The organism is Shewanella youngdeokensis (genome assembly GCF_033180165.1).
In the GTDB taxonomy this organism is placed as follows: Bacteria; Pseudomonadota; Gammaproteobacteria; order Enterobacterales; family Shewanellaceae; genus Shewanella; species Shewanella youngdeokensis.
The window spans coordinates 3,497,752-3,522,441 of sequence record NZ_CP136522.1 but is presented as its reverse complement, the minus strand read 5'-3'; the positions used below and the strand labels follow the sequence as shown (position 1 = coordinate 3,522,441).

Here is a 24,690-nt window from a genome sequence, read left to right as displayed (position 1 = left end):
GTTGTAGTTAAAAGCCGGAATGACTCCGGCTTTTTTGTGCTTAATGTGTAGTGATATTCTTTTTAATACTGTTTATTAGCCATTATAGGTAGAGCTAACCTGAAAAATTTAGTGTCACTTTAAGGCCCGACAGTTTAGCGCTATGCTCAAATTGCAAAGTAATGTTGTATTGTTCGGCAATATCTTTAACTATCGACAACCCTAGACCATGCCCCATAGTTGCTTCATCTAGGCGTTTACCGCGACGGGTGAGCTGGGCCAGTTGTTCAGTGGCAACACCAGGGCCATCATCTTCAATGGTGAGCAGTAATTGCTGCTGATGATAAAAGACCATAATGTGGATTTCGGAATTAGCCCATTTAAAGGCGTTGTCTAGCAAGTTACCTAACAGTTCCATGCCATCTTCTCGATGCATGGGTAAACGGTTGATATCTGGTGCAATAGCTAGCTCACTGTTGATCGTCTTTGTACGATGCACCCTGGTTAAGGTTTGCACTAGGTCATTAATGTCTTTTGGCAGTTGCATTTGCGCCGCTGGTAACATCTCACCGGTGATCCGCGCGGCAGCCAGTTTTCGCTCTATTAAGTTATGCACCGAATCGAGTTGTTTTTGCAATGCTGCCGCAGTTTGGGGGTCGCTCAAGCCTAGAACTTCAACTTGTTGTTGCATTACAGCAAGCGGGGTTTTAAGTCCGTGGCTTAGGTTACCTAAGTTGTTGCGACTGCGTTCAATTTGCTTACTTGAATACTGTAAAAGCTCATTGTAATTGGAGGCTAACGGTTGTAACTCTAATGGAATGCTGTTGAGATCGATTGAGGTTATTTCACCTTCGCGTAGTCTTGCTAACGTGTCTTTCATTTGATTAACAGGCTTGAATGACTGCCGTAAAACGATGAATATTCCCATGATCATCGACATTAGCATTGCCAAGTTTACGATGAGTTTAGTGCCATACACTTCAGAGAATATTTTGCGGCCAATGCTTAAGTCTTGTGCGACTGTTAGCGTTGCATTTAAGCCTGATGTTTCCGATTTTAGGCCAATACTAAGTAGTTGAATATCGTGATTTTGCGGCCCTTTAGTCTGCCATGCACGTGTTTCGCCTTTGTCTAAATCTTTGACATTTAATCGCTGATCCCACAGCGAGCGCGATCGCAACTTTTGTTCAGGTAAGTCGAGTTGGTAATACCGACCTGAATAGACGGGTTTATAAAAATGAGAAAGCTGAGATTGATCAATGCGAAAAGTGTTGCCATCAATTTCAGTTGCCATCATCACTTGCTGTAGATCCTCCTGCAGCCTAGCAATAATGGAGTCATGAAACGCTTGGCGTAACATAGACTCAAAAAATATGATCGCCACAATGGTGGCAATTACCACTAAGCCTGATAACCACAGGCTTAGCTTGCTACGGATCGATATCATTGCGCTGCGCCGTGGAAAATATACCCTTGGCCACGGCGTGTTTCGATTGCAGATTTACCTAATTTTTTACGAAGGTGAGTAACATAAACTTCGACAACATTACTCTCTTTTTCGTCGTCAAATTGATACAGCTTGTCGGTAAGTTGCGCCTTAGACAGAAGCTTTTTAGGTGACATAATAAATATTTTTAATAATCTAAATTCCATTGCAGTTAACTCAAATGTTTTATCTGCAATAATAACCGTCTGCTGGCTTTCATCGAGTTCAACCCCAGCATAAGCAAGCTGCTTGTTTGGGAAGTTTGCTTTGCCGTGAGCGCGTTGAATTAATGCCTGTACTCTAACTAATAGTTCTTGGGTGTGAAATGGTTTACCTAAATAATCGTCGGCACCAGAATTAAACCCTTCGACTTTTTCATGCCACTGACTGCGCGCTGTTAGCATGATAACTGGAGTATTTAGGCCTTGTTCGCGCCAGCGCTCGAGTAACTCAAGGCCATTGCCGTCAGGTAAACCGATATCTAGGATGACACAATCATAATCGGTCTCTTTTATCAGGTAATCCGCTTCGCTAATTTTATCGGTTGTGTCGGTGACATAACCTGCATGTTTCAGCTGCTTTAACAGTTGTTCAACGAGTAGCGTGTTATCTTCAACGAGGAGTAATTTCATAAATTGGCTCTCAATCTTGGCAGGTGAAACGTGCTTAGGTTTTGATAGGTTATGTTAACCCAAAAGTAATATAAACACTGTAAAAGCGTATCAGTTAAACGTGATTATTTACTGTGCCTTGGTATGGCAGGCGCTCGGTAGTTTATTTGAATTGATGGGTTGGCCGTTGCTGGCATCAATATGCAGCTCTATAAATTGCCCTTGCAAGCTATTCATTTGGAGTTGGTAATACCATTTATCACTTTGTTGGTAAAGGTGGGCATCGACAAGTTTGCCTTTGCATCGCGCTTGGACTGCTGGCAAGGTGACATCAAGTGGAAGAATTAAGCCTTTGTCAACCAGCTGCTGAGCTTGGTTGTGTTGCACTTCGTTTTTTACGTGAGCAGTTGCCAGAAATGGGAGCTGTAGTAAGCAAACTATAACGCTTAAATAAACGGGGTCTTTCAAGCGAAACTCCTAAAAAAAATGGCTTGAGAAAAATCTCAAACCATTCTATAGAAGCTGGCTTAAACCGAGCTTAATGCTGTATTAGCGTGTGCCGTATACCACGATAGTTTTACCGTGTGCTTGGATGAGACTTTGCTCTTCAAGCATTTTCAAGATACGACCAACAGTTTCACGCGAACAACCGACAATCTGACCAATCTCTTGACGAGTGATCTTGATTTGCATGCCGTCTGGATGCGTCATTGCATCTGGCTGTTTAGCAAGGTGCAGTAAAGTTTGTGCAATTCGACCTGCAACATCTAAGAAGGCTAAATCGCCCACTTTTTGGCTAGTGCTATGCAGACGGTAAGCCATTTGAGAAGATAGCTTCATCAAAATTTCTGGATTAACCTGGATCAGTTGCTTAAACTTCTTATATGAGATTTCAGCAATTTCACAAGCTTGTTTAGCACGAACCCAAGCGGTACGTTCTGCTTGTTCTTCAAACAAACCAAGTTCACCAATAAAGTCGCCTTGGTTAAGGTAAGAAAGAATCATCTCTTTACCTTCTTCGTCTTTAATTAAGACGGCGACAGAGCCTTTTACAATGTAGTAAAGGGTATCTGAATCTTCACCAGCGTGGATCAAAGTGCTTTTGGCTGGATACTTGTGAATGTGACAATGTGATAAGAACCATTCCAAAGTAGGATCTGGTTTTGGCTTTCCAATCAGAGCCATGCCTATGTTCCTCAACTGATTTACGTTAAAATAAAGAATGAGCTAATTAAGTATCCTACGCCAATTTAGCGAATAAAACTTTGATAGAAGTCTTACTTCACGCTTATTGTATAGTCTGTAACTAACAATCAAGATAGTTTATATTTTGATACATTAGCAATAGATGTCAACTGAATACCGCTTTTATATTAATAGTATGACTAACTCTGCAAGCAATATCACATCTTGTTTCAGCTTCGCTTGTTAGGTAAATCATTCATGGGATATTAACGCTGTTAAAAATGACAACTTTTAACTCTTCTTATAAAATGAACCTCATTAAATTTGAGATGTCTTAATTCTCGACTTTTAGTTATATTACTGACCAACGGCTAACAATATACAGTTATTAATTATTCTAGCCCCATGCTTTAATTGCCTTATTTTAATAGGAGCTCGAGTGACCTTTAGACCTTGGATTTTGAATGCTGCTGTCTTACTAGTGACATTGAGCTCGACAGCTCATGCTTTTTCGATTCCTCAGCCAGCGAGTGCAATAGAAGCTAGCCGCGTTGCACATGTCCATCTTAAAGCGACTCAAGAAGATGCTGATGCCCAATACCTTCTCGGGTTAATGTACTTGTCTGGTCGGTTTGTAAAGCAAGACTACGCGGTGGGTATTGACTGGACGACGAGTGCAGCGCAGCAAGGGCATGCAAAAGCTCAGCAAACAGTGGCAGACTTAACGTTTGAAGGCACCCTTGTTAAGCGTAATCTGTTAACGGCAACACAGTGGTATACCGCATTGAGTCAGCAAGGCAGTAAATGGGCCGACTTTAGACTCGGTTTTATATACGCCGCAGGTGGTGAAGGGATTGAGCGAAATTGTGGTAAGGCGGTTGAACAATTTAAACGGGTAGGGGATGACGTCTCGCTTGGTAACGTGGCTTGGATTTTAGCGACTTGCCCTGAAGCGCAATATCGAGATGGAGAGCAGGCGCTAGCGCTGTCATTATCCCTTTTAGAAAGTAACCAAAATGACCCCAGTAGTTTGGACAATCTTGCTGCTGCCTATGCTGAATTAGGGGACTTTAATGCTGCGATATTGACGCAGCAAAAAGCAATTGCTGCTCTGGCATTAAGCACTGATAAGAGTAAATCAACAGAGTTTGAGCAGCGATTATCAACCTATCAAAACCTAAAACCCTATCGTGAAATCATCCCGTTAGTCGGTAAATAATTGGCAATCTTATTATGAAGCGCTGCATTTATGGGGCGCTTTTTTTGTAGCTGGATATATTAAAACTAATAATAATTTAACTATATGTCATTTGTTTAAATATATTACATATAAGTCTTTAGGCTGATTATTTAGCATTCTGATGTATTTTTGTGTAAGCCTAACGGGGTATATTGACGTAATGCAAAGTCTATTAAACAAAATAAAATGATAGTGAACGCTAATAATTGGGAATGTTATTAAGTCTTGAATGGAGCGATAAATATGTTTTAGATGAAGCTGACTTTTGAGTGGAGGTTGTTATCAGTATTTATCAATGGCAGTAAAGTTCGTCAGCACGCTCAAGAAAATAAACAGATCAAGATGGGGGAATTTATTTCCAAGAGCACGCTAACTAATCGTTTTTTCGTCTGAAATCCCGACAAAATGAAGTGTACATAATCATCCTTAAACGAGGCTTAAGATCGTAATAGCTAAGGCAACTACTTATTTTCTGCATTGTGCAATTGTATGCGTTTATCCATTAAATCTTTAACCAGTGGTGTCAAGATCAGCTCCATTGCTAACGACATTTTACCTCCAGGTACAACTAAGGTGTTGATCCTTGACATAAAAGATCCTTGGATCATTCGTAAGTAATATGGAAAATCGACATTTTTTATACCTCGAAAGCGGATCACCACAAAGCTTTCATCTAAGCTCGGGATACTTTTAGCACTAAAAGGGTTGGAAGTGTCTACAGTAGGCACTCGCTGGAAGTTAATATGAGTTCGTGAAAACTGTGGTGTCATATGGTTAATATAATCATCCATACTCCGTACGATTGAGTCCATAACGGTTTCACGGGTATGACCTCTATCTGATGTGTCGCGAATTATCTTTTGAATCCACTCTAAGTTAACAATAGGTACCATGCCGATGAGTAGGTCAACATGCTGGGCGACATCGCAGTCTTGGGTGACTACTCCGCCATGAAGTCCCTCGTAGTAAAGCATGTCGGTATTTTCGGGTAACGGATGCCACTGAGTGAATGTACCAGGCATTTGGTTGAATGGCACTGCTTCGTCAAAGGTATGTAAATAAGCGCGAGTCTCACCTTGTCCGGTTTCACTGTAATCATTAAAGCATTGTTCAAGGCGTTTAAAGTCGTTTGCCTCGGGGCCAAAATAGCTAATGTTACGATTTTCGGTTCTTTCTTTGCGGATCTTCATCGCCATTTCAGGGCGAGTGAAGTGGTGAAAGCTATCACCTTCAACAATAGCGGCATTAATCCCTAGCTGTCTAAATATGTGGTTAAACGCTGTTGTGGTTGTGGTAGTGCCTGCTCCAGAGGAGCCGGTTACTGCAATAATGGGATGCTTCGCTGACATTTTTACACCTTAATAAAGACCGTTTTATATCACCTATACAGTGCCGAACTATCGCTAACAATGACTAACTAGTGTTGGCATAAGCCCGCAAAAAAGTATGTGGATCCATAGTTATACGTATTCGTAACACTTAGGTCAATCTTGAGTGCGACTCATTGCTACTATGTCATCTTGGCGTCTAATCGCGATAGATTCGTCTTCTTCGCTATATTCGACAATTAATTGACCTGTGCGCAGTGCTTCACGGCACATGTTTATAGAATTTTGCATGCTGTCGGCATCGGTGCCCGAAAAGCTGCCATCTTCTAGTTGAGCAATTAAGAACTCTTTAATCAGGTTTTCAAGTGTCTCGGTTGGTAATTGTTTTAATGTTTCATACGGAACTAGCATTTAGTGTTCTCAGTTTGGCTTCATGAGTAAGTTAAAAAAGACAAAATTCGGTTTTCAATATAATAACGTGGTGACCACGGAGTCCCGCCTTCTATAAACCCGACATGACCCCCTTTGTCATGCAGCTCGTACTCTACATACGTTGAAAGCTGCTCTTTAGTTGGGATCACAGCATAAGTCATAAAAGGATCGTCCTTAGCGTGGATGATTAAGGTTGGCTTGGCTATTTCTGTTAAATAAGGGAGCCCGCTAGCTTGGTGATAGTAGTCATCAACCCCATCAAAACCATGTAAAGGTGCTGTAATTTTATCATCAAAGGCCTTAAAAGTAGTGAGTTGACCTATATCAACTTTATTTACAGGCATCAATGGCGCTATTGCAGTGGTGCTTAGTTTGGCGAGCATTTTATCTTGCAGTTGTTTCAGTAAGTAGCGTTGGTAAACGGTTGAGAAGCCACTTTCTAGACGTTTAGCGCAAGCCGCCAGCTGTAATGGTGCAGAGACAGCAACCGCGCGTTCGATTAGGCTCAGTGCTTGTTGCTCCCCCTGGTACTTCACCAGCACATTGCCACCTAGGCTATAACCTACCGCTAATAGTGGTGAATCAGGGTAACGTTGTTTTATCTTTAATACAGTTGTGTGAATATCTTGCGTGTCGCCACTATGATAACCCCTGACTAGCCTATTTGGCTCTCCGGAGCAGCTGCGGTGGTGGTGCACCACTGCACATAGGTGTTGTGCTTTGCACGCAGCTAAAATTCGACGAACATAATGTGAGTCAGCATTGCCTTCAAGACCATGCAAAATAACGACAATGGGGTGCCCCGTAGACGGCTTACCTTGCCAGTCAAGATCAATAAAGTCGCCATCGGCGAGCTCTAACCTTTCTCGTACTAACTGTGGCCTCTCAATTTTAGTGAGCAGCGGTAAAATAGTTTGTACGTGAGGATTGCTAGCCCACCAAGGAGGTGAAAATTGCTTTGTTATCATAATTGACTATTGCTGAAAATTAAAACGTGTGTTTAATTATTGATGTGACAAGAGTGTAACACAGATTGAAACAGCATTTTTTATCCGCTTCTGCCATAGTAATAAAGTGATTCGGTAAGTATTAAACAAGGCTGTTAACGCTAATTCATATAGAGGACAAGATGGAACGACGTACTTTTATTATGACGGCTCTCGCTGGAACAACGTGTTTAGCACTTGGTATAAATTACGCTTTGACGGACGTCACTGTAAGCACAGACGAGTTCGATGACAAACATCGGTTACTTTTTAGTGTGTTATTACCTGTGTTACTTGACGGCGCCTTGCCTGATGTCCCCGTGTTAAAACGAGATGCACAGAATCGTACTTTAGATGCCATCGAGCAAACCATGGCGCTGTTACCTAAAGATAATCAAATCGAGTTAGAAAAGTTGCTTGAGCTACTTGAGAGCCGCTTAGGGATCCTCATTCTTACTGGCAGTATGACGCCTTTAATGATGCGCAGCAGTACTGAACTTGTGAATATGCTAGAACGGTGGCGTGCCAGTTACATCGACATGATGGTTATTGCTTATCAAGGGTTAAGAGAGCTAGTAATGGCAAGCTATTACTCCGCTCCTGAGCATTGGAGCCGCTTACATTATGCTAAGCCCAGTTTTCTAGAGGAGGCTAAATAATGTTATTGACTGCAATATTGAGCTGTAAGGAGTGTTTGTGGCCATAATCGATCCCGTTGTAACTGGTTTAGATTCTGGCTGGGCGCACGTTAATGCGGGTGACCTTAACGCTAACCAAACGTTTGAAGCCGATGTGATCATTGTGGGTAGTGGTGCAGGTGGCGGCACTGCTGCAGAAATTTTGACCCGTGCAGGTTTGTCAGTGATTATTGTTGAAGGGGGGCCTCTAAAGTCCTCAACCCACTTTAACATGGAGGAGCGCACCGCTTACCCTGACTTATATCAGCAAGCCGCAGGCATGAAAACCACGGATAAAGCAATTGGGATTTTTCAAGGTCGAGCAGTTGGTGGCTCTACGACCGTTAACTGGACCACTTCTATTCGCACACCGAGTGCTGCGCTAGCTTATTGGGCAAGTCAAAAGTCAGTCGCCGGCCTGACGCCAGAATCGTTAACACCATGGTTCGACAAAATGGAGCAACGGCTCAACATCAGTGAATGGGCATTTGACCCAAATAGAAACAACGCAGCCTTAAAAGAAGGTTGTGAACATCTAGGGTGGGATTACACGGTGATTAAGCGCAATGTTAAAGGGTGCTGGAACACTGGTTATTGCGGTATGGGCTGCCCGGTGAATGCAAAACAATCGATGTTGGTCACCACCATCCCTGCTGCATTAGAGAAAGGGGCGACTTTGGTGAGCCAAGCTCAGGTTATCAAGCTTGAGCATCGCAATGAAAAAGTCTACGCGTTAAAAGCGCGGGCACTCGACAAAATGATGAAGCCATTACCGATAGAAATCACATTCAAAGCTAAGCATTACGTCCTTAGTGCTGGCGCGATTCATACCCCGACCCTCATGATGCATTCGAAAGTGCCAGATCCATTTGAGCTTATTGGAAAGCGCACTTTCTTACATCCGACCTTATTAAGTGGTGCGGTTTTTTCAGATCCGATTAACGGACACAGCGGAGCGCCACAGTCTATTTATTCAGATGAGTTTGTTTGGAAAGGTGGAGCGGCAGGAGAGCTCGGTTACAAATTAGAAGTGCCGCCGATACACCCTATTTTGATTGCTTCTAAAACCATTGGTTACGGCCAAAGCCATGCTGAGTTGATGGATAATTTCAATCAATTACAGGTGACCATCGCACTTGTGCGAGATGGTTACCATGAAGATAGTCCAGGCGGTGCTGTAAGGCTAACAGCTCACGGTAGTAGTTTAGATTACCCGCTTACAGATGTATTTTGGCGGTCTGCTAGACGCGCTTTTGCCAGTATGGCTGAGTTGCAGTTTGCAGCTGGTGCTAAAAAAGTCTTACCGATTAGCGAGGGAATGCCATATTTAAGCAGCTGGAGTGATGCTAAAAAAGCCATCGCAGACATGGAACTCGCACCGTTAAAAACCATTGTCGCTTCGGCTCATGTCATGGGAGGTTGCCCATTTGGCGAAGACCCTAAGATATCTATGGTGAATAGTTTGGGAGAGTCGCACTATTTTGAAAACTTGTCGGTGATGGATGGTTCGGTATTTCCGACGAGTTTAGGGGCAAACCCGCAGCTTTCTATCTATGCCATTACTGCCCGTAACGCGACTCACCTAGCGGCTAAACTGACTAGCCAATAAGGTTTTGTTAGCTGTAGTGTAAAAACAAAAAAGCCCAGTATAAATACTGGGCTTTTTCAATACTCACGACTTACAATTAGTCAGCTGCTTTTAAGCCACTGTTAATTGCTCTTACGTCATCTTCATTCAATGTACCAGCAGCTTGCTTAAGCGCTACGATTGAATTGATGTAATCATAACGAGCATCAGAGAGTAGACGCTTTGAATTGTATAGGTCTGTAGTTTGATCAAGTACGTCAACGATAGTACGAGTACCAACTTCAAAACCAGCTTGCGTTGCTTTTAATGCGCTTTCTGATGAGACAACAGATTGCTCATAGGCTCTAATTGAACTAATTGATGCACTAACGTTGTTGTAGTTGTTACGAACACTTTTAACAACTTGGCGATGTGCCTGCTCAAGTGACGCACTTGCTTCAACATACTGGAACTGAGCTTGCTTAACTTGAGAAGTAACTTTAAAACCTTCAAAAATAGGTACTGAAAGTGTCACGCCAACTGAACCATTATCGTAATCGTTACCAGGTTCTTGCTCAATACCTTTAGAATAGCCAGCATCAAAGTTAACTGAAGGCATATGGCCCGCTTTGTAAAGCGCGATGGTTTCTTCAGCGATATCTTTACCAATACGTGTTGTTAATAGGTCAACGTTATTGGTTTCAGCAATTTTTAGCCATTCAGCAGTCGTTGCTGGTGTAACTGATGCTGCTGAGAAACGGTTAGTATCTAGGACGTTGATGTTTTCATGGTCTAGACCAGTGATTTCACGTAATGCTTCGTAGCTATTTGCTAGTGTATTTTCAGCTAGAATTTCAGCCGCGTTAGCTAAGTCGTACTGAGCTTGAGCTTCATGAACGTCAGTAATGGCGGTAAGGCCAACTGCAAAGCGTTGTTTTGTTTGCTCTAATTGACGTTCAATCGCGCGTTTTTCAGCACCTTGGAACTCATAAGTATCTTTTGCCGTTAATACGTTAAAGTATGCGGTTGTGACTCGAGTAATAAGAGACTGCAATGTTGAAGCGTAAGCAGAGTCAGCTTGAGATGCTGCTTTTTCTGCCAAGCTTAAGCCAACCCATGCACTATGGTTATAAATCACTTGATTTAAACTTAGGTTACCGGCAAAACCGCTAGAGTCTTCAGCAGGGTCGTTCCATGCTTTATCGTAACCGACGTTAGCACTAATGGTTGGTAAAAGAGACGCGCGCTGCTCTTCGATTTTTTCATAAAGTGCATCGCGTTGCGCTTTAGCTTGCAGCGTAACAGGATCGCTGGTTAATGCTTGTTGATATATTTGTAGAAGGTCGTCGGCATGTGCAACTTGAGCTGAAACTGCTAGCGTTAGTGCAGCACATAGAGAACGGATTTTGAATTTCATTTGCTGTCCTTTTAGACAAAAATTCTCCATTGAGGAGCGAATTTAACTGTGAGTTGTTTAGTTATGCCTAAGCTTTATTGAAAAATTTAGGCGGTTTGCGCTTCCCGACGCTTCCCAATACATCTAAACTTAGTAGGTGAATATTAAAAACCTACCAATTCCAAGTCAACTAGGAAGTGTAACAGTTTTTAACCTCGTTTATCACTTTCTTCCTATATTTTAGTCTTTATATTTTAGTTTTGCATGGTTGTGGTTTACTCCCTTTGAACAGTAATAGGTTTAGGACAAAATGAACAATAAATTTAGTGATAAAGATGTTGAGTTACTTGGTAAAAAAACCTTGTATCAAGGTTTTTTTAAAATGGAACAATATCGCTTTAAACATCGATTGTTTGATGGTGGTTGGAGCGGTGAAGTCACGCGAGAAGTATTTGAAAGAGGTCATGCCGTGGTCGTACTGCCTTATGACCCAGTTAAAGATATCGTGGTGATTATTGAGCAAGTACGTATCCCTGTGTTAGGCCATACAAGTACGCCGTGGCTGTTTGAGCTGGTTGCAGGAATGATAGACCCTGGGCATACCTCAGAAGAGGTGGCGATTAAAGAGCTGAAAGAGGAAACCGGCCTGGAAGCTATAAGCTTGACTAAGGTTAACGAGTGCTTCTCAAGCCCTGGAGGTACAAGTGAAAGGTTTGATTTTTATTGGGCGGCAATCGATTCAAGTAATGCGGAAGGCACGCATGGTTTAGACCATGAACATGAAGACATCAAAGTCCACTTGGTTGATAGAGAACAAGCTTACAAAATGGTTGAAGATGGACGCATCAATAATGCCTCTACAGTTATGGGCTTGCAGTGGTTACAGCTAAATTATCAAAAGTTAATTGCAACCTAAATAGTACGATTGTGTCAACAACAGTCTTGGAATTTTATAGTGTCGAAAGTAGTATATGGGCGTAAATATAAACCCAACGTTAGCCGGTATTTAGCGGTATGTAGTCGTAACTACATGCACATACAGCGCTGGCTTACTTTAGAGCCGTGTGCCGGAACGCACTGGCAAGTTGAAGGTGAGTTTGGTCGGCTAGATGTCCGCTTGCTGGAAAACACTAAATACACACAGCTGGTGGAAATTTCTAGGTGCACAGGTGCTCATGCATTTGTGTCGAGACCAATTGTATCAGTGCGGGTTTATCATGATGCTAAATTGGCAGAAGTGTTAACTAGTCAGCAGATTTACCAATTGCGACCAGTGTATGATTATCCAAATATGCACATGCACCAACGTGATGAAAAGTATCAAGTGAACGCATTTCTAGAAGCGTTGTTGAAGATAGATAACCTTACTAAATTTATTTGTAAATCTAATAACTAGGTAATTATTTTGCTAAAAGAGGCAATCTCTTATCCAATTTCAGAGATAGACAGTGTGAGACTAGTGCAAGTCACAGACCCGCATTTGTTTGCCGATCCTGAAGCTCAGTTGTTAGGTGTTAATACTTCACAAAGCTTGAAGGCGGTATTAAATACGATATCTGCCGTTAAATACCCTGCACATTTTATGTTAGCTACTGGCGATATAAGCCAAGATTACTCAAATGAGTCTTATCATAATTTTGTTGATGCCGTAAGCTGTCTTAATTTACCTTGTCATTATTTACCTGGGAACCATGATGACCCTCGTATAATGAGCTTGCACATGCAAGGTGATAATATTTTTGGGCAAAAACGAGTCTTGGCCGGTAATTGGCAAGTGTTGATGCTCGATTCAACGGTTAGAGGTCGGCCTGGCGGACATATGTCAGATGCTGAGTTAGCTTTGATTGATAGCGCTATCGAGGCTGAACCAGACCGCCATGTTTTGTTGGTAATGCATCATAATCCAGTTTTGGCTGGTTGTGCATGGCTGGATCAACACTGTATGGATAACGGTAGCGAGTTTATTCAACAAGTTTCAAACTACCCACAGGTTAAAGGTTTACTGTGGGGGCATATCCACCAAAGTGTTGATACTATTCATACTGGGCCGAATGGGCCGATTAAGTTAATGGCGACACCGTCAACCTGTATTCAGTTTAAGCCTAAATCTTCTTATTTTGCATTAGATGCCCTACAGCCCGGTTACCGTTTGCTGGAGCTTAAGTCTGATGGTAGCATTCTAACCAATGTATATCGGATCCCGGGTGAAAAATTCTCACCTGACAACGAAGCCGGCGGTTATTAGCGAACAGGTAAGACCGCAGTGTGAGGAACTATGCTGCTTTATATTCATGGATTTAATAGCTCGCCGAAATCAAACAAAGGACTTGTTACAGCTCGTTTTATTCAGCAATACTACCCCAAATTAAATTTTCAACAGCCACAGTTGCCCAATGAACCACGTGAGGTGATGGCGTTATTAATTGAAATTGTCGAACAGGCTAAAGCCGCAGGCGAGCCTATTTATTATATTGGCTCATCGTTAGGGGGCTATTTTGCGAGTTATTTAGCTGAAAATTTCGGTGGACGCGCAGTTTTGATTAATCCTGCTGTAAAACCTTTTGAACTGTTTGATGAATTCATTGGCACTCAGTACAATCCCTATACTAATGAGACCTATCAAGTTTCAGCCAAACATAAACAGGATGTTGCTCAGTTCGATACTGCAGCTATTTTAAATCCTGATCGCTTTTATGTGTTGCTACAAACAGGCGATGAAGTACTCGACTATAAACAGGCCGTGCAGAAGTACCATTGCTGCAAAATGACAATTGAACCAGGTGGAGATCATAGCTTTATTGGCTATGAAGACCAGTTGGTTTCCATTTGTGAATACCTGTTTTCTTGACAAATAGACCCGTAGGGCCGCACCATGGCCTGAATAACAAAAAATTATGTGTGCCATGACAAATCAATACACTTCAGATGCAATTGAAGTCCTAAATGGACTTGATCCTGTAAAACGTCGCCCGGGTATGTACACCGATACTACGCGACCAAACCACTTAGGACAGGAAGTCATAGATAATAGTGTCGACGAAGCTCTCGCCGGACACGCAAGTCGAATCGACGTTATCTTGCATGCAGACAACTCACTCGAGGTGACCGACGACGGCCGTGGTATGCCGGTAGATATTCACCCCGAAGAGGGCATATCTGGGGTTGAACTCATCTTAACCAAACTGCATGCGGGAGGAAAGTTTTCCAACAAAAACTATCAATTCTCTGGTGGTTTGCATGGGGTGGGGATCTCCGTGGTTAACGCTTTATCTCACCGTGTTGAAATTACAGTTAGGCGTAATGCCGAAGTCTACGACATGGCTTTTGAGAATGGCGAAAAAGTTGAAGAGCTACGTGTAACAGGAACATGCGGTCGCCGAAATACTGGCACACGCGTGCATTTTTGGCCTGATGTTAGCTATTTTGATTCGGGTAACTTTTCCGTTAGCAAGCTTAGCTACCTCCTAAAAGCAAAGGCTGTGCTGTGTCCTGGCCTGAGAATAAAATTTGTAAACAAGCAAACAAATGAAACACAAGAATGGTTTTATGAAAGTGGTTTAGAAGACTACCTAAGAACGTCAATAGATGGTTCGACAACATTACCCAATGTGCCGTTTGTGGGGAGCGTAAGTGGCGACATTGAAGCGGCTGACTGGGCTATCACATGGTTACCCGATGGTGGTGACTATTTGAATGAGAGTTACGTTAACCTTATTCCGACTCCATTGGGCGGTACTCACGTCAATGGTTTTAGGCAGGGGTTACTTGAGTCAATGCGTGAGTTTTGTGATTTCAGAAACTTGGTGCCACGCGGTATTAAGCTCACACCAGACGATATTTGGGAACGTTGCACCTTTATTCTATCGATTAAGATGCAAGATCCACAATTCTCTGGGCAGACAAAAGAAAAATTGTCGAGCCGACAATGTGCTGCTTATGTTGGTGGCGTCGTTCGTGACGCATTTAGTTTGTGGCTGAACAGTAATACCGAGCAAGCCGAAGCCTTGGCTGACATGTTTATTAATAATGCGCAGAAACGATTAAAAGCGGCAAAAAAAGTCGCACGTAAACGCATTACCTCGGGCCCGGCATTACCCGGTAAATTGACCGACTGTAGTGGTCAAGACCCGATGCAAGGCGAGCTGTTTTTAGTGGAAGGTGACTCTGCGGGTGGCAGTGCTAAACAAGCACGTGATCGCTATTTTCAAGCCATTTTGCCATTGCGCGGTAAAATTCTAAATACATGGGAAGTCGATGCATCTCAAGTGCTTGCGTCGCAAGAAGTGCATTCAATTTCAGTTGCTATTGGTTGTGATCCAGATAGCCGAGACATCTCCGAATTACGGTACGGTAAAATTTGTATCCTAGCCGATGCTGACTCCGATGGTTTGCATATTGCTACTTTATTGTGTGCGTTATTTATGCAGCATTATCGTGTGCTTGTTGAGAAGGGGCATATTTATGTGGCCATGCCGCCTTTGTTTCGCATCGATATCGGTAAAGAAGTGTTTTACGCATTAGATGATCAAGAAAGAGAAGCTATTCTTGAGCGAATCAAAACAGAGAAACGCAAAGGTAAAGTACAGGTCACACGATTTAAAGGGCTGGGTGAAATGAACCCACTGCAGTTGCGTGAGACCACCATGGACCCTAATACGCGTCGATTAGTTCAGCTTACACTAGATAATGCCGATGACACCATGGCTCTGATGGATATGTTGCTGGCTAAAAAGCGTGCAGGCGATCGTAAAAGCTGGTTAGAGGCTAACGGCGATCTCGCGGATATCTAACTCGAACAGTAATAGAGAATCAAACGAAAACATTCATAATGACATTTCGAAATAACCCCAAGCAATTATTGTGCAGTTTAACGGCGATATTTGCACAACTTGTTTTTTGCTGCACCTCAGTGGCGGCTGAACCCGTGATGATTACAGTATCAAAGGGTTTTGGCTTGACGCTGTTTGCCTCTGATTTAGGTGACGCTAAACAGTTGGCACTGGGAAGTAATGGCACCTTGTTTGTTGGCTCATATAAAGCGGGTGAAATAACTGCACTTGTCGACTCGGACCAAGATGGTCGAGTTGATAAACGCTACATTATTGCAAAAGGGTTGGATTATCCTGAGGCCATTGCTTTTAACAACGGTGCGCTTTATGTGGCTGTGGGTGAGCGTATTTATAGGTTTGCTGATATTGAGTCACGCTTAAGGCGACCAGGCCGAGCAAAAGAAGTTTATGACCGCTTACCAGGTAATGCGAAAAAAAGCCGCCGTACGATGAGCTTTGGGCCTGACGGGCGGCTTTATGTTGCCATTGGTTCGCCTTGTAATGTGTGTGAGCCGGAAACGCCGTTTGGTAGTATCATTGCAATTGATGTTAACAGTGGCGAGAGTGAGCTAATTGTTAGCGGTGTTCGCAGTGTCACTTCAATGGATTGGTCTGCAAAAGACAGCAGCCTTTGGTTTTCCGATCTTGGTCGCAACTGGATGGGCGATAATATCCCGCCAGATGAAATCAATAAAGTTGAAGTAGTGGGAAGTCATTATGGCTTTCCCTATGTTCATGGTTCTAGTGTTATCGAACCCGCATATGAACAACCTAAAAACTTAAAAATAGTACCGCCTAAATTTGAACTTCCCGCGCATGTTGCACCAATGGGGCTGCACTTTTACCGAGGAAAGCAATTTCCACAGCGTTACCAAAACCAAATGTTTGTTACTGAAAATGGCTCTTGGAATCGCTCAAGTAAAGTGGGCTACCAAGTGGTTATGCTCGAAATGAAAGATGATGAAGTGATTAAACGTCGCACTGTAGTGAGCTTCCTCGATGGTGTATTCCCGGTGGCTAGGCCTCATTCTATTGTCACCGCTCCCGATGGGAGCTTGTATATATCAGATGATTTGAAAGGCAATGTTTACCGCTTGTATTACAAAGAACAACAAAAGATTAAGTCACAGGATAATGATTAATGAGTGATGCGATAGATTTAAGCTTAGACGGTGTAGAGCAAATGCCAATGCACCGCTTCACGGAAGAAGCATACCTTAATTATTCCATGTATGTGATCATGGACCGAGCCTTGCCGCATATTGGTGACGGGTTGAAACCCGTGCAACGTCGTATTATTTATGCGATGAGCGAGCTGGGCTTGTCTGCACAGTCAAAGCATAAAAAATCTGCCCGTACCGTCGGTGACGTGCTTGGTAAGTATCACCCCCACGGTGATGCTGCGTGTTATGAAGCCATGGTATTGATGGCTCAACCATTCTCTTACCGTTACCCTTTGGTTGACGGGCAAGGAAACTGGGGCGCACCCGATGATCCTAAGTCGTTCGCTGCAATGCGTTATACCGAAGCTAAGTTATCAAAATTTTCAGAGGTTTTGCTTGGTGAGCTTGGGCAAGGCACTGTTGATTGGGGAGTTAACTTTGACGGCACAATGAAAGAGCCGTTAGTGTTACCTGCAAGGCTGCCTCATATCCTCATTAATGGCATTAGTGGTATTGCTGTTGGTATGGCGACCGATGTTCCGCCTCATAACGTTAAAGAGCTAGTGGGAGCATGTGTTGAATTACTCGACAACCCTAAAGCTGACTTAGCGCGCCTGATGGAGTTTATCCCCGGTCCAGATTACCCAACCGAAGCTGAAATTATTACGCCAGCAGCTGATATTGCGAAAGTTTACCAAACTGGTAGAGGCTCAATAAAGGCCCGTGCTGTTTATACGGTTGAGCAAGGTGAAATTGTGATTACGGCTTTGCCACATCAATCAAGTAGTGGCAAAGTGCTTGAGCAAATCGCAGCGCAAATGCAAGCTAAAAAATTGCCGATGGTAACGGATTTACGTGATGAGTCTGATCACGAAAGCCCTGTTCGTATGATTGTGGTGCCGCGGTCCAACCGAGTCGATTGCGACCTGTTAATGGCGCACCTATTTGCAACGACCGATCTTGAGAAAAGCTACCGAGTAAACCTGAATGTGATTGGCCTAAATGGTCGCCCACAGGTTAAGGGCTTACTTGCAATGCTAACTGAGTGGCTGACGTATCGAATGACGACGGTGAAGCGTCGACTTGAGTTCCGTTTAGAGAAAATTTTAGCTCGCTTACATATTTTAGATGCGCTGATGATAGCGTTTTTAAATATTGATGAAGTTATTGAGATCATTCGTCATCACGACGAACCTAAAGAGGAATTGATTAATCGGTATAATTTGTCAGACAAGCAAGCTGATGCGATTCTTGACCTTAAATTACGTCATTTAGCCAGATTAGAAGAATTTAAAATCAAAACTGAGCAGAGCGAATTAGCCGCTGAGCGTGACAAAATTGAGTTGTTGCTGAGTTCTGAACGTCGCATGAAGACTCTGATTAAAAAAGAATTAATTAAAGATGGTGAAGATTATGGTGATGAGCGCCGCTCACCGATTGTTCTGCGTGGCGAGTCTAAAGCGTTAACAGAGCTAGAGTTGGTGCCCGCTGAAGCTATCACTGTAATCATGTCTGAGAAAGGTTGGGTTCGCTGTGGTAAAGGGCACGATGTTGTTGGTGAAAGTCTCTCTTATAAAGCAGGAGACGCCTTCCTTTGCTCAGTCGCTGGGCGTAGCAACCTACCGAGTGTCTTTATTGACAGCTCTGGTCGCTCATTTGCAACTGAAACGCATACTTTACCGTCAGCGCGGTCGCAGGGGGAGCCCATCACAACTCGCTTAAATTTAGCGCCGGGTGCCTCTATTGAGCATGTGTTGATGTCGGAAGAAGAGCAATGTTACTTGTTGGCTTCTGATGCGGGCTACGGTTTTATTGTGGCAAATAAAGATATGCTCTCTCGTAATAAAGCCGGTAAAGCTCTGTTAAGTTTACCTGCTAATGCCAAAGTTTTACCTCCACAAAAGGTCGATAAGAGTGGAGAGCAGTCTATTTTGGCGATCACTAATGAAGGGCGGATGTTATTCTTCTCGTTAGATGCCTTACCACAGTTGACGAAAGGTAAAGGGAACAAGATCATTGGGATCCCGACAGAGCGGGCTAAAAACCGTGAAGAGTTGCTGACTCACTTGCATGTTGTGCCTGCTAATATGCCGGTCACTTTATGGGCTGGTAAGCGTAAATTAACCCTCAAACCAAGTGATTTAGAAGAGTACCGTGGTGAGCGAGGTAGACGTGGGGCTAAGCTACCGCGTGGTTTACAGCGTGTCGATAGCGTTGAGCTAGGCGACGGTGGAGCATCTTCTTAATATCTAGTATTAAAGTAAGACAATAAAAAATGCAGCTTAAATAGCTGCATTTTTTTATGGTGAAATAGGCTTATTGAGTATTAAGCCACTTCGTAATATTTGGGCTCTATATCAACTTGACGCTGAATAATATTGGTCGCCATTTTTGCACATTTACCACATTGATTAGATACACCAAGACGCTTTTTTACATCAGCTAAAGAGCTGTCACCCTGGCTAACGGCTTCTTTAATTTGGGTATCTGTAATTGCGTGACAAAGACAAACGTACATAAATATGGATCCAGTATTTGAATATGCACGAAGTATAAATGAAAACGATTCTCAATGCTAATAACAGGTGAGAATCATTAGCAGTTGTTAGCATTACTTGCTGTTATTAAAACCGGTGCGTACCGTAAAAAACAGTTATCAAGGCAGTTTGTGTTGTTGTCAAACTACCTTGAGCACTAGCTTTAGTGGGTTAGCATGCGTTAATAACCGCGTTCAAAGTGGACGCGATGATGTAGTTCTTCCCCTTTTATCCACTTGTGATAGTTTTGTGAAAATATCTCAATCACTTGTTCAGGAAAGCTGGGCGCAGCAATATGTGGTGTTATGACGACATTATCTAGTGACCAAATTGGGTGATCAGAAGGCAATGGTTCTTGATTAAAGACGTCTAAAATGGCTTGCTGTTGTTGGTTTTGAACTAACTGAATATATAGCGCATCTAAATCAAGTACGTCACCTCTGCCAAGGTTAAACAACACAACCTCTTTTTTGAGCAGCGATAATGAATGTTGATTTAATGCGCCACGGGTTTCAGGGGTGCTGGGTAAAATACTGGCGACGGCATCGGCCTTGGGTAAGTGGCGACTGAGATTTGCTAAGGTATCGACCTCATCAAACCCTTTGGTTGGTTTTGCCCCTCGGTTAATGCCGGTGACATGCATACCAAAATGCTTAGCTGTTTGAGCAATATGCTTAGCAATAGAACCTGTGCCTAACAAGAGTAAGTTTTGTCCCTGCAGGGTTTTGTAGCTTCCTGGTTGCCAAACTTTTTTTGCTTGCTGGTTTTTATACTTACCATGCTCTCTTTGGTATGCGAGCAGATAGCCAAACAAATACTCACTCATTAATGGCCCAAATATGCCTCGGACATTGGTGAGATCGTAGTCCCTTCGCTGCCTGGGTTTTACCAGTGCATCAACGCCAGCAAAAGTTGATTGCATCCACTTTAAGCTTGATGCATGCGGTAGTAATGGTGCTGCTAAACTGGGCTCTGCTAACCAGATGTCGGTTTCAAAAATATTCTTTGGGTTATCATCAAGAATTTGAATATTAGGCAGATGGCAAGATGCCAATAGTTGACGATACCGATCATTGTCCTTGGTAAGCAATAGTAACTTGTGCTCCATGCTGACTCCCTTTTTGCCTGTGCTGCGTCAATATTTGTTAGGCGTTCCGGTATTTTTTGAACGCTTATTTTTGTTGTCGTAAATGTTTTTGGCTACAGCTTATTTTCGTAATTAAGAAGCATAACGCTTTAAAACAGAGTGTAGATTAAATCTGTGAATTTTGAGATAGCTTTGCCCTTTTCTGAAGCGATATATAGGCAAAATCGATTAAGACCCCTCAAGTGAGCGCATGGCTTTGTCAGGGAAGTTAGTGAAGATGCCATCAACCTCAAGCGCATTTAGCCTGTGAATGTCATCGGCAAAATCAACCGTATAAACATATACCTTAACGCCACGTTGATGTGCGTCTTGAATCATGGCTTGATTTACAAAGCTGAGCCCTAAGTGGATTGAGAAAGCGCCAAGCTCTGAAGCTACTTGAGCTAAGTTGAGCGGGATCCCTTCAATGATTGGTGCGATTTTAGCACTTGGAAATTGGCACTTAAACTCACTTAACATTACATGATTGAAAGAGGATATTAGCAGTAAGTCTGGGTCGTAATTTTGCTGATTTATCAACTGCTCATACATGAGGGAAAAGGCGGGTAAAACCGATAAACCTTTAAGCTCAATATTAACTTCAATATTGTGAGGTTTTAAGAGCGCTAACACCTCGCTAAGGGTTGCAATAGGCTCTCCTGCCACTGTAATTGTACTGAGGTAGTGTTGACTGACTTGGTCGATAAGTCCGTGACCAGAGCTTTTTGCCTCAAGTCGCCTATCGTGAAAAACATAGAGTTCGCCTTCGACTAAATGGATATCGAGCTCTACGGCTTTTACGCCTTGTTCAATGGCGGCAGTAAACGCTTTTATAGTGTTCTCTGGCGCATATCCGCTTGCGCCACGGTGTGCAAATATTTTCATTAATTGGTATCTATATTAAAGCGTATTAGGTTCTGATTATGCCTTGAGCGTCTTTATTTTGGCCCGGCGATAAATGAACTTCAAGTTGAGGATAGGCGAGCTCTAAATCGTTCTCCCGCAGCTTTTTACTTATTTGTTTATGTAATTTGTGCCTTAGCGGCCAGCGCGTGCCCATGTCTTTTGCGTAGGCTCTAACTTCAAAATCTTGCGTATGTTGCCCGAAGCCGGCAAACCAGACTTCAGGTTCTGGCGTTTGTAAAGCATCATCACACTCTTGTACTGCTTGGTATAATGCAGCCTCTACACGTGCGGGATCTGAGTCTCGTGCAACGGCAACATAAACGATGACCCGAGTGATTGGGTCTGACAGTGACCAGTTGATAAGTTGCTCGGTAATAAAGGCTTTATTCGGCACAATAATTTCTTTGCGATCCCAGTCGATAATGGTGGTTGCTCGGATCTGGATTTTACTTACCGTTCCGGTGAGATCTCTGATGGTAACGGTGTCACCTATTCGGACTGGCTTTTCAAATAAAATAATCAGACCCGAAATAAAGTTGGCAAAGATTTCTTGTAAACCAAACCCTAAGCCAACCGATAGCGCCGCGACTAACCATTGCAGTTTTGACCACTCCATTCCGAGAGTTGAAAACCCACCTAAAATCCCTATAAAAATAACAACATAACGACACACAGTGGTCAGTGCGAAGCCGGTCCCTTGGGATAAATCAAGCCGTTGCAAGATAGTCAGTTCAATTAAACCGGGTAGGTTAGTTGCTATCATCATCGAGAACCCAACAATGATTAACGACAGTAATAATGACTTTAAGGTGATGGGTAGCTGCTGCTCAATTCCATTAACGGTGGTGTTGCTCGTCCATAGGGTTACACCGTCGAGTAAAGAGAATAATGCGGTATGAGTTTGAGTCCAAAGCCCGACAATACTGGCTAAAAATGCCAATAATAATAACGAACGAATTAAGCCTAGGGATTGACTCGAAATAGTTTCTAGATCAACCTCGGGTTCCTCATAGGTGTCGAGCTGCTCTGGTGGGCTGACTTCACCTTTTTCCCGTTGAGCTAACAATTCAGCGCGTTTAGCTTTGGCGCGCTCAAAGGCTATACGGCGCCTTTCGATTAGCATCCAGCGTTTAATCAGTTGATAAAGTAGTAAAAAGCCGAGGCCAAAAATTAGTGACAATTGCAGCTGTAACAGCATTTGAAAAGCAGTGTAGTAATAACCCATAAAGGCCAGTACAGCACAAGCTATAGGGGTGGTGATGAGCATGGTCCATAACAGCTTTTGCAGCAATTTTTTATTCTTATTGCCTTGGTGGTGCGTATTCTCGCGGTTGGAAATCTTTAAAATATCGCTATAGAACCAAAACAGCAGCACACAAAAAACAATAAACGCACCGCGGCCAAGGCTATTTCGCACTAACGAGGTATCAATAACTTCAGCAAATGCTGCCAGCCCTAAAAATGGGACAGCCATATATGTGAAGCGCTTAAAGCGTACTTGTCCTGCACGGAAAATACTACGTTGCGCCTTAAAGTGGTTAATTAACAAGCCTCTATCTAAAGCTAGCAAGTACACCAATTGGTATAACTGGTAAAAAATACCAATGGCCATAACACCCATGCCGAACGCTTTGGTGAAATTAAAACTGGATTGATAGAAAATTGCCCCTGCTAATACTATAGGTAAAGGCTTAAGTAGGCTGTAACTGACCGAGTTGATGAGTACGTGCCAAGTATAAATAAACTTATCCTGGGTAACGTTGCCGACAAAGGGCAGCTCACGTCGCATAGCGGCTTTAAACTTCGGCGTTAGAATGTCTAGTGCGATAATGCTGATAATGACTAAAATGAGCCACCATGACCATAAACTGCCTTGCTCATCCAAAGAGCTACTTAACTGCTGCCAAGGAGCTTGTTGGAACATCCAATACACGCTTTGGTAGAGATCGGTTATCCACAAACTGCCAATCGCGTTAGCATTTGGTACCCAAAATAAATGCTCGTTTAAGGTGTCTCTCAGTGTTAAATACTGTTGATTTAGCAGCTCATTGCTGATCCTGAGCTCTGCTAACTCACTTAAATATTGGTCATAACTTTGTATTAACTGCTGTAACAGAAGTGTTTGGGACGCGAGCAGTTTTGCCTGCAATGGTGAAGGGGACTTTACAGGATCCTCTAGCTGCTGGTTATTGACCGTTTGAGTTTGTTCTATTTGATAGCGTGCCAGTCGCGCGTTAGCTATGTCGGTTTGTACCGACTCTTGACTCGGCGGTTTTGGCAGAGCTTGTAGCATTTGTAAAAAACGCTCACCAAAAGCAGAGTTAAGTTTAATCCAGCTGATTTGTTGCTGCACACTGGTTAACTGCTTAGCTTGGATCTGATATCGCGCTTCAGCTTGCTCTTGCAGCTTAAGTGTTTGGCTTATTTTTATATTGAGTGCTTTTAATGTTTCGCCATAGCTTAAGTTTGCTTCACTAAGCGCCTGGATTACTGGGTCTGATTCATTTAAATCCGGCAATAAACTACTTGCTATAGCCGCTTCTGTGCGCTGGTGTCTTTGTAGATCAAGAGCCTGATTTAATTGTTCAATTAGCTGCTCTTGCTGGTGTAATTGTTCACGAACTAGCTGTAGTTGTAGTTGGTTGAGGTCGATTTCTTTTTGGCTGCTAGCAAGCATTGCTTCTAATGTGGTGACGCGTTGCTGGTACAACTGCCGTTGAGCGAGCAATAACTGGTTTGCAGTGGTGTTATCTGCCGAGGTGCGGTTTTTTTTATGCTTATTGAGCGATTCACGCGCTTGGGTCAATAGTTTAGGGAGACCGTTAAGGGATTTGTTTAAGCTATTTATTTTGCTACTTAAACTGACTTCGACATCTTTAAGCTCTGACAAGCGCAGGTAAGCGAGCGAGCTCTGTTGATGCAAGTCTTGAGTGGTAGCCCATGGTATTGGTTGCTGCGCCTCTCTAATTTGGTTAAGTAAATTAGATTTATGCTGAGAATAATTGCGTGCCAGCTCTCGATAGTTAGCTTCGGTTAATGCTAATTCACTGATTTTATTGTTGAGTGTGGCTAATTGTTCAGCTGGCGAACTGGCACTGTTTGTCGAAGGGCTTAAGCCTAATCGTTTTTCAAGTTGAGTGGAGGGCGTTGCGTTGGTTACTGCGCAAAATAGGCATAGTAAAACCAATAAAAAACGATGCATGATTAGCGGCTTGAATCAATCGGAAAGACTCACTAATAGT

At 43.0% G+C, this 24,690-nt stretch carries 22 protein-coding genes; 10 read left to right on the top strand and 12 right to left on the bottom strand.

Going from position 1 to position 24,690, the window contains the following annotated elements; translation table 11 throughout:
- Positions 1-94 precede the first annotated feature (94 nt).
- From RGE70_RS15160 to crp, 4 genes are all read right to left on the bottom strand, one after another.
- Entirely contained in the window at positions 95-1,426 is a 1,332-nt protein-coding gene (locus RGE70_RS15160; protein WP_310472276.1) for an ATP-binding protein, read from the bottom strand.
- Positions 1,423-2,097 carry a response regulator transcription factor gene (locus tag RGE70_RS15155; RefSeq protein ID WP_310472275.1) on the bottom strand — a complete coding sequence of 225 codons (675 nt, stop codon included), beginning with the start codon at positions 2,095-2,097 and terminating at the stop codon, positions 1,423-1,425. The genes RGE70_RS15160 and RGE70_RS15155 overlap by 4 nt, the downstream gene beginning before the upstream one ends.
- 108 nt (positions 2,098-2,205) lie before the next feature.
- Positions 2,206-2,544 (bottom strand): PepSY domain-containing protein, encoded by a 339-nt coding sequence (locus RGE70_RS15150; RefSeq protein WP_310472274.1) that lies wholly within the window; start codon positions 2,542-2,544, stop codon positions 2,206-2,208.
- Between the two features lie 81 nt (positions 2,545-2,625).
- Entirely contained in the window at positions 2,626-3,261 is a 636-nt protein-coding gene (crp, locus tag RGE70_RS15145) for a cAMP-activated global transcriptional regulator CRP (protein ID WP_012278664.1), read from the bottom strand.
- Positions 3,262-3,700: 439 nt separating this feature from the next.
- Here crp and RGE70_RS15140 point away from each other — a divergent pair, with 439 nt between their 5' ends.
- Entirely contained in the window at positions 3,701-4,480 is a 780-nt protein-coding gene (locus RGE70_RS15140; RefSeq protein ID WP_310472273.1) for a tetratricopeptide repeat protein, read from the top strand.
- A gap of 482 nt (positions 4,481-4,962) precedes the next feature.
- On the opposite strand, the gene RGE70_RS15135 is transcribed toward RGE70_RS15140, so the two are convergent.
- The 3 genes from RGE70_RS15135 to RGE70_RS15125 form a co-directional block, all read right to left on the bottom strand.
- Complete coding sequence (locus RGE70_RS15135; protein ID WP_310472272.1) at positions 4,963-5,850, bottom strand: phosphoribulokinase; 888 nt, start codon at positions 5,848-5,850, stop codon at positions 4,963-4,965.
- A 135-nt stretch (positions 5,851-5,985) separates the two neighbouring features.
- On the bottom strand, positions 5,986-6,240 hold the full coding sequence (locus tag RGE70_RS15130) for a YheU family protein (protein WP_310472271.1): 255 nt from the start codon (positions 6,238-6,240) through the stop codon (positions 5,986-5,988).
- Between the two features lie 20 nt (positions 6,241-6,260).
- Positions 6,261-7,226: a hydrolase gene (locus RGE70_RS15125; protein WP_310472994.1), complete on the bottom strand. Its 966-nt coding sequence runs from the start codon at positions 7,224-7,226 to the stop codon at positions 6,261-6,263.
- Positions 7,227-7,390: 164 nt separating this feature from the next.
- Here RGE70_RS15125 and RGE70_RS15120 point away from each other — a divergent pair, with 164 nt between their 5' ends.
- Positions 7,391-7,906, top strand: a complete 516-nt coding sequence (locus RGE70_RS15120; protein ID WP_310472270.1) for a TAT leader-containing periplasmic protein — start codon at positions 7,391-7,393, stop codon at positions 7,904-7,906.
- 37 nt (positions 7,907-7,943) lie between these two features.
- Positions 7,944-9,533 carry a GMC family oxidoreductase gene (locus tag RGE70_RS15115; RefSeq protein ID WP_310472269.1) on the top strand — a complete coding sequence of 530 codons (1,590 nt, stop codon included), beginning with the start codon at positions 7,944-7,946 and terminating at the stop codon, positions 9,531-9,533.
- 76 nt (positions 9,534-9,609) lie between these two features.
- Here the strand turns inward: RGE70_RS15115 and tolC are convergent, their stop codons facing one another.
- Positions 9,610-10,908 (bottom strand): outer membrane channel protein TolC, encoded by a 1,299-nt coding sequence (tolC, locus tag RGE70_RS15110; RefSeq protein WP_310472268.1) that lies wholly within the window; start codon positions 10,906-10,908, stop codon positions 9,610-9,612.
- Between the two features lie 289 nt (positions 10,909-11,197).
- On the opposite strand from tolC, the gene nudF reads away from it, so the two are divergent.
- Genes nudF through parC form a run of 7 tightly spaced genes read left to right on the top strand, consistent with a single transcriptional unit; the run spans position 11,198 to position 19,125 of the window.
- Complete coding sequence (nudF, locus tag RGE70_RS15105; protein WP_310472267.1) at positions 11,198-11,803, top strand: ADP-ribose diphosphatase; 606 nt, start codon at positions 11,198-11,200, stop codon at positions 11,801-11,803.
- A gap of 39 nt (positions 11,804-11,842) precedes the next feature.
- Positions 11,843-12,283: a DUF1249 domain-containing protein gene (locus RGE70_RS15100; protein ID WP_310472266.1), complete on the top strand. Its 441-nt coding sequence runs from the start codon at positions 11,843-11,845 to the stop codon at positions 12,281-12,283.
- 9 nt (positions 12,284-12,292) lie between these two features.
- Positions 12,293-13,132 carry a 3',5'-cyclic-AMP phosphodiesterase gene (gene cpdA, locus RGE70_RS15095; protein ID WP_310472265.1) on the top strand — a complete coding sequence of 280 codons (840 nt, stop codon included), beginning with the start codon at positions 12,293-12,295 and terminating at the stop codon, positions 13,130-13,132.
- Positions 13,133-13,162: 30 nt separating this feature from the next.
- A complete protein-coding gene (locus tag RGE70_RS15090; protein WP_310472264.1) occupies positions 13,163-13,735 on the top strand; it encodes a YqiA/YcfP family alpha/beta fold hydrolase in 573 nt (190 codons plus the stop codon).
- A gap of 55 nt (positions 13,736-13,790) precedes the next feature.
- Complete coding sequence (parE, locus tag RGE70_RS15085; RefSeq protein ID WP_310472263.1) at positions 13,791-15,677, top strand: DNA topoisomerase IV subunit B; 1,887 nt, start codon at positions 13,791-13,793, stop codon at positions 15,675-15,677.
- Positions 15,678-15,715: 38 nt separating this feature from the next.
- Positions 15,716-16,858 carry a PQQ-dependent sugar dehydrogenase gene (locus RGE70_RS15080; protein ID WP_375087865.1) on the top strand — a complete coding sequence of 381 codons (1,143 nt, stop codon included), beginning with the start codon at positions 15,716-15,718 and terminating at the stop codon, positions 16,856-16,858.
- Entirely contained in the window at positions 16,858-19,125 is a 2,268-nt protein-coding gene (gene parC, locus RGE70_RS15075; RefSeq protein ID WP_310472262.1) for a DNA topoisomerase IV subunit A, read from the top strand. The genes RGE70_RS15080 and parC overlap by 1 nt, the downstream gene beginning before the upstream one ends.
- Positions 19,126-19,205: 80 nt before the next feature.
- Here the strand turns inward: parC and RGE70_RS15070 are convergent, their stop codons facing one another.
- The 4 genes from RGE70_RS15070 to RGE70_RS15055 all read right to left on the bottom strand — a co-directional run bounded on the left by RGE70_RS15070 (position 19,206) and on the right by RGE70_RS15055 (position 24,650).
- Positions 19,206-19,397: a bacterioferritin-associated ferredoxin gene (locus RGE70_RS15070; RefSeq protein ID WP_310472261.1), complete on the bottom strand. Its 192-nt coding sequence runs from the start codon at positions 19,395-19,397 to the stop codon at positions 19,206-19,208.
- Positions 19,398-19,597: 200 nt separating this feature from the next.
- Positions 19,598-20,524, bottom strand: coding sequence for a D-2-hydroxyacid dehydrogenase (locus tag RGE70_RS15065; RefSeq protein ID WP_310472260.1), 927 nt, complete (start codon positions 20,522-20,524; stop codon positions 19,598-19,600).
- 207 nt (positions 20,525-20,731) lie between these two features.
- Positions 20,732-21,427 carry a glycerophosphodiester phosphodiesterase gene (locus RGE70_RS15060; protein WP_310472259.1) on the bottom strand — a complete coding sequence of 232 codons (696 nt, stop codon included), beginning with the start codon at positions 21,425-21,427 and terminating at the stop codon, positions 20,732-20,734.
- A 25-nt stretch (positions 21,428-21,452) separates the two neighbouring features.
- Positions 21,453-24,650, bottom strand: a complete 3,198-nt coding sequence (locus RGE70_RS15055; protein WP_310472258.1) for a mechanosensitive ion channel domain-containing protein — start codon at positions 24,648-24,650, stop codon at positions 21,453-21,455.
- Positions 24,651-24,690 lie beyond the last annotated feature (40 nt).